General features: G+C 71.6%; 4 protein-coding genes. 3 read left to right on the top strand and 1 reads right to left on the bottom strand.

What is annotated here, in order from left to right; translation table 11 throughout:
• A partial coding sequence (locus EYA84_RS25020; protein ID WP_131055909.1) for an acetyl-CoA C-acetyltransferase occupies positions 1-1129 on the bottom strand: 1129 nt, incomplete at its 3' end.
• Positions 1130-1190: 61 nt separating this feature from the next.
• Here EYA84_RS25020 and mce point away from each other — a divergent pair.
• The 3 genes from mce to EYA84_RS25005 all read left to right on the top strand — a co-directional run.
• Positions 1191-1655 (top strand): methylmalonyl-CoA epimerase, encoded by a 465-nt coding sequence (gene mce / locus EYA84_RS25015; protein ID WP_131055907.1) that lies wholly within the window; start codon positions 1191-1193, stop codon positions 1653-1655.
• Between the two features lie 629 nt (positions 1656-2284).
• Positions 2285-3553, top strand: a complete 1269-nt coding sequence (locus EYA84_RS25010; protein ID WP_131055905.1) for a DivIVA domain-containing protein — start codon at positions 2285-2287, stop codon at positions 3551-3553.
• Between the two features lie 176 nt (positions 3554-3729).
• Positions 3730-5475: hypothetical protein (locus tag EYA84_RS25005; protein ID WP_131055903.1), on the top strand; the 1746-nt coding region annotated here is incomplete at its 3' end.

The raw sequence follows: 5475 nt of genomic DNA, 5'->3' as shown, positions 1-5475 counted from the left end.
GCGCCGCCGCGCCGGTGCAGCCGCCGCGCCGCTTGAGCTCCATCGCCAGGGTCAGCACCAGCCGGGCGCCGGACATGCCGATCGGGTGCCCCAGCGCGATCGCGCCACCGTTGACGTTGACCTTGTCCGGGCTGATCCCGAGATCACGGGTGGACTGGATGCCGACCTGGGCGAACGCCTCGTTGACCTCGATCAGGTCGAGGTCGGAGATGCCCAGCCCGCCCTTGCGCAACGCGTGCTGGATGGCGTTGGACGGCTGCGAGTGCAGGGAGTTGTCCGGGCCCGCCACGTTGCCGTGCGCGCCCACCTCGGCCAGCCAGGTCAGCCCGAGTTCCTTGGCCTTCGCCTTGCTCATCACGACCACCGCGGCGGCGCCGTCGGAGATCGGCGACGAACTGCCGGCGGTGATGGTGCCGTCCTTGGCGAAGGCCGGACGGAGCTTGCCCAACGTCTCGACGGTGGTGTCCGGACGGATGCCCTCGTCCTCGCTGACCACCAGCGGGTCACCCTTGCGCTGCGGGATGACGACCGGGGTGATCTCGTCGGCGAAGTGACCGTTCTTCTGCGCGGCGGCGGCCCGCTGGTGGCTGGCGGCGGCAAAGGCGTCCTGCTCCTCGCGGCTGATCTCCCGCTCGGCGCCGTGGCGCTCGGTGGACTCCCCCATCGAGCAGCAGTCCCACGCGTCGGTCAACCCGTCGAGCGCCATGTGGTCCTTGACCACCACGTCGCCGTACTTGTAGCCGCCCCGCTGACCGAGCAGCAGGTGGGGGGCATTGGTCATCGACTCCATGCCACCGGCCACCACCACGTCGAACTCGCCGGCCCGGATCAACTGGTCGGCCAGCGCGATCGCGTCCAGGCCGGAGAGACAGACCTTGTTGATGGTCAACGCGGGCACCGACATCGGGATGCCAGCCTCCACCGCCGCCTGGCGGGCCGGGATCTGGCCGGTACCGGCCTGGAGCACCTGCCCCATGATCACGTACTGGACCTGGTCCGGGGCCACGCCGGCACGTTCCAGTGCCGCGGAGATGGCGATACCGCCCAGTTTCGTCGCGGGTAGGTCCTTCAGGTTGCCCAGCAGGCGCCCCATCGGGGTCCGCGCGCCACTGACGATCACCGAAGCCATGACTGCCTCCGAGGGGGTGCCGACCTGTACGCCTTAACTATCGTTCGGCCAGACTAGCGTCATGCCTGAGAACTCCCCCGCCGAGCCCGCTGCCGACTATGTCACAGACATCGGTCTACGCCGCATCGACCATGTCGGGATCGCGGTCGCCGACCTCGACGCCGCGATCGACTTCTACCAACGGACCTTCGGCATGCGCTGCGTGCACACCGAGGTCAACGCCGAGCAGGGGGTACGCGAGGCGATGCTGACGGTCGGGCCGACCGCCGAGGGCGGGTGCGTGCAGCTGCTCGCCCCACTGACCCCGGAGTCGACGATCGGGAAGTTCCTCGACCGCAACGGCCCCGGCGTGCAGCAGGTCGCGTACACCGTGGCCGACATCGACGTGGCCTGTGCGGCCCTGCGCGAGCGCGGCGTACGCCTGCTGTACGAGACGCCCCGACGCGGCACCGCCGACTCCCGGATCAACTTCGTGCACCCCAAGGACGCCGGCGGCGTCCTGATCGAGCTGGTCCAACCCGCCTGAGTACCCGACGTCGAGCGCGCCGTGGTCGAGCGCGCCGTGGTCGAGGCCCGACGCCGGGGGTGCGGTGTAAGGAAGGGCCCCCTGCTAACGCCTCGTGCATAGCAGGGGTCCCCTCCTAACACGCACCGCGCCGCACGCACCCGCACGCACCCGCAGTGCGCCGTGCGCATACGCAGCTCGCCCTCACCCACACCCAGCGCGCCGTACCCTCGCGCAGCTCGCCCGCACGCACACGCAGTTCGCCCGCACGTACACGCAGCGCAGCGGATGCAGCCGCAGCTCGCCGGGACGACGCGGCTCGGGTGCGGGCGGTCACTGTGCCCGGGTACGGCGGAGCGGACGCGACGGCTGACCTCACGGACGAGGTCCCGGTGGCCATTCGGTGAACCGCCTTTGGCTTTCCCAGAGGTACGCCGACACCCATTCGAGTGGGACGGGGCGGCCGGAAACATAAGGACACCGGGCCCCTTTTCCGCGTCACGCTGCGTGCCATCACGCTCGCCTCGGAGCTGGCAAGATCGCCACTTCCCCCGGCGGTCCGGCGCGCTGTCGAGTTGACCATGTAATGAGGACGGCAAAGGGCGGCACGCTCTTGCGAAGCACCCCGGGGGGTCTGCCAGTATGTCCCAATGCCCCAGCAGCAGTCCTCCCCTCTCGCGTTCTTCGATAACGCGAACTCGCAGCCCGATTTCACGGTTGGCCTGCGCGGATACAACACCGGTCAGGTCGACGACTTCATCGGCCGGCTCAACGCCGCCCTGAGCCAGGCCAACAAGGATCGCGCTGACGCCGAGCAGGCGCTCAACGACGCCCAGCGCCGGCTCCGGCAGTCCGAGCAGCGGCTCACCGCCCTGGAGCAGAAGCTCACCGACACCAGCAAGCAGCTGGAGGAGAACAGCCGCCCGACGCTCTCCGGTCTCGGCACCCGGGTCGAGCAGATCCTCCGGCTCGCCGAGGAGCAGGCCAACGACCACCGCAACGAGGCCAAGCGCGAGTCGGAGGGCATCCTCTCCGCCGCCCGCCTCGAGGCGCGGGAGATCACCGACAAGGCCCGCGCCGAGGCCGCGGCCATGAAGGCCAGCGCCGAGCGGGAGGCGGGCAACGTCCGCACCGCCGCCGAGCGCGAGGCGGCCGAGGTCCGGGTGCAGGCCCGCCGGGAGGCCGACACGCTGCGCGCCGACGCGGAGCGGGAGACCAAGCAGCTGCGTACGGTGACCGCGCACGAGGTCGCCGAGCTGAAGTCGACCGTCGAGCGTGAGGTTGCCACGCTGCGGGCCACCGCCGAGCGGGAGATCACCCAGCAGCGGGCCAAGGCCGCCCGTGAGGCCGAGGAGAAGCGCGCCGAGGCGACCAAGCTGCTCACCGACGCCCGCGACAAGCGTGACAAGGACCTCCAGGCGCTGGAGCTGCAGCTCGCCGAGCGGCGGGAGAAGGCCGAGCGCGAGGAGTCCGAGCGGCACGCCGCCCAGGTCGCGCAGACCCAGAAGCTGGTCAGCGAGGCCGAGCAGCGTGCCCGGGCCGCGCAGGAGCGCGCCAAGGAGATCGAGCAGCGCGCCGAGGCCCGGCGGGTCGAGTCCGAGCGCAACGCCACCGAGACGATCGAGAAGGCCAAGGCGCTCTCCGAGCGGACCCTCAGCGAGGCTCGCGCCGAGTCGCAGCGTCTGCTCAACGAGGCGCGCACCGAGGCCGAGCTGACCACCCAGGCGGCCCGCCGCGAGGTCGAAGACCTCACCCGGCAGAAGGACGCGGTCACCTCGCAGCTCGGGCAGATGCTCTCCGGACTGGCCGGCATCGTGCCGGGCGTACCGAACAACGCGAACGCCGCCGCAGCCGACAAGCCGGCGGCCAAGAAGGCCGACGAGGCCGACGAGAAGGTCGCTGCGGAGACCACCAGCTGATCCGGCGGATCGGGGCATGATCGACGGCGCGGGGTGACACCGGGTGACGGTGCCACCCCGCGCCGCCCTGCATAGGCGGGACGCGTCGGCAACCCGCTCCCCCGGCACGTGAAGTAGCTCCCAACAGGGGCGTCCGTATCGCCCCAGGAGTGGCCGTTGCGTGTGAGGATGGGAGCATGTCGCACGGCGAGGAACTGTTCTCTCTCGGCGGGGATGTGACCACGGAGCCCAGCTTCGAGTCCGCCCTGCGAGGGTACGAAAAACGGCAGGTCGACCGGTATGTCGCTCGTGCGGAGCACGAGATCTCGGCGTTGGCGGCCGAACGGGAACAGGCCTACACCCAGATCCACAAGCTGGCCGGTCAGGTCGAGGTGCTCCAGCGTGACCTCGCCCAGGTCCGTAAGCAGGTCGGCGTGGTCGACCGGGCCGCGTTCCGTCATCTGGGCCCCCGGGTGGAGCAGATCCTCGCTCTGGCCGAGGAGCAGGCCGAGGACATTCTCGGTGCCGCCCACGAGGAGATCGAGGCGCGCCGGGCCACCGCCGAACACATCATCGACGAGGCGCGCGCCGAGGCCGCCAAGGCGCTCAAGGACTTCGAGATCGCGCTGGCCACCCGGCGGGCCGAGGAGGAGCGCCAGGCCGCCGCCCGTAAGGCGGAGTCCGAGGCCGCCGCCCGGGCCGCCCGCGAGGAGGCCGCCCGGCTGCGCAAGGTCGCCCAGGAGGCGCTGGCCAAGGCCGAGCAGGAGGCCACCCAGCTCCGCGACGCCGCCAAGGAGATCCACACCCGGGCCCAGCAGGAGGCGACCAAGCTCCGCGAGGCGGCCCGCGAGGTGCACGCCACCGCCCAGCAGGAGGCCACCCAGCTCCGCGACGCCGCCAAGGAGGTGCACGCCAAGGCGCAGCAGGAGGCCAAGCGACTGGTCGACCAGGCCACCGAGGCGGGTCGCGCCACGCACGCCAAGGCCCAGCAAGAGGCCAAGCAGATCATCGACGACGCCGCCACGGCCGGTCGCGCCACGCGCGACAAGGCCCGCCAGGAGGCCGATCGGCTGACCGCGCAGACCACCGAGGCCGCCCGTCGCACCCGCACCGAGACCGAGGCGTACGCGCAGCGCATGCGCACCGAGACCGAGGCGTACGTGCAGCACGCCCGCGCCCAGGCGCAGCAGGAACTGGGTGCCTGGCGGGCCGGGGTGGAGAAGGAGGTCAACGGCCGGCGGGAGGCGGCGGACCGGGAGCTGGCCGAGCGACGGGCGACCGCCGAGCGTGAGTTCACCGGCCGTCGCGAGGAGCTGGAGAAGCAGTACACGACGCGCAACGCCGAGCTGGACGAGCAGTTCCGGGCCCGTACCGTCGAGTTGGAGTCGGGTTTCGAGACCCGCCGCACCGAGCTCGAATCGCAGTACACCACCCGGAAGAACGAGATCGAGCAGGGCGCCGACGCGATCCGCCGGGCCGCCGAGGAGGAGGCCGCGACGGTACGCGCCGAGGCCGAGGAGCGGGCCACCGCGCTGCTGCGCGACGCCGGCACCGAGGCGGCCGACAAGCGCCGCGAGGCCGACGAGTACGCCACCGTCACCCGCCGCGAGGCCGACGAGCACGTCACCGGTGCGCGCCGCGAGGCCGACGAGTACGTCGCCTCCTCCCGCCGCCAGTTCGAGGAGTACGCCGCCACCACCCAGCAGCACCTGGCCACCACGCAACAGCACCTGGCCGCGACGCAGCAGGAGGCGGCGGCGAGCCGCCAGCAGCTCGCCCAGGTGATGCTGGAGATCGCCAAGGCTCAGCAGCAGCTCGCCGACCTGCGTCAGGAGACCTGGAAGTCCCGGCAGGAGTCCGACGACCTGCAGCGCAAGCTGCTCGACCTGCGGCTGACGGCGGCGACGGGCCCCGACGGTCCGGGTGCTCCCGCCACCGTGGCC

It is taken from the genome of Verrucosispora sp. SN26_14.1, assembly GCF_004307965.1.
Lineage (GTDB): Bacteria > Actinomycetota > Actinomycetes > Mycobacteriales > Micromonosporaceae > Micromonospora.
The sequence above is the reverse complement of the archived record's forward strand: the minus strand, read 5'-3'. Positions and strand labels throughout refer to the sequence as shown.

Coding starts and splice junctions, on each gene's coding strand:
- mce (WP_131055907.1), top strand. CDS start 1,191: ATGCCTGAGAACTCCCCCGCCGAGCCCGCTGCCGACTATGTCACAGAC.
- EYA84_RS25010 (WP_131055905.1), top strand. CDS start 2,285: ATGCCCCAGCAGCAGTCCTCCCCTCTCGCGTTCTTCGATAACGCGAAC.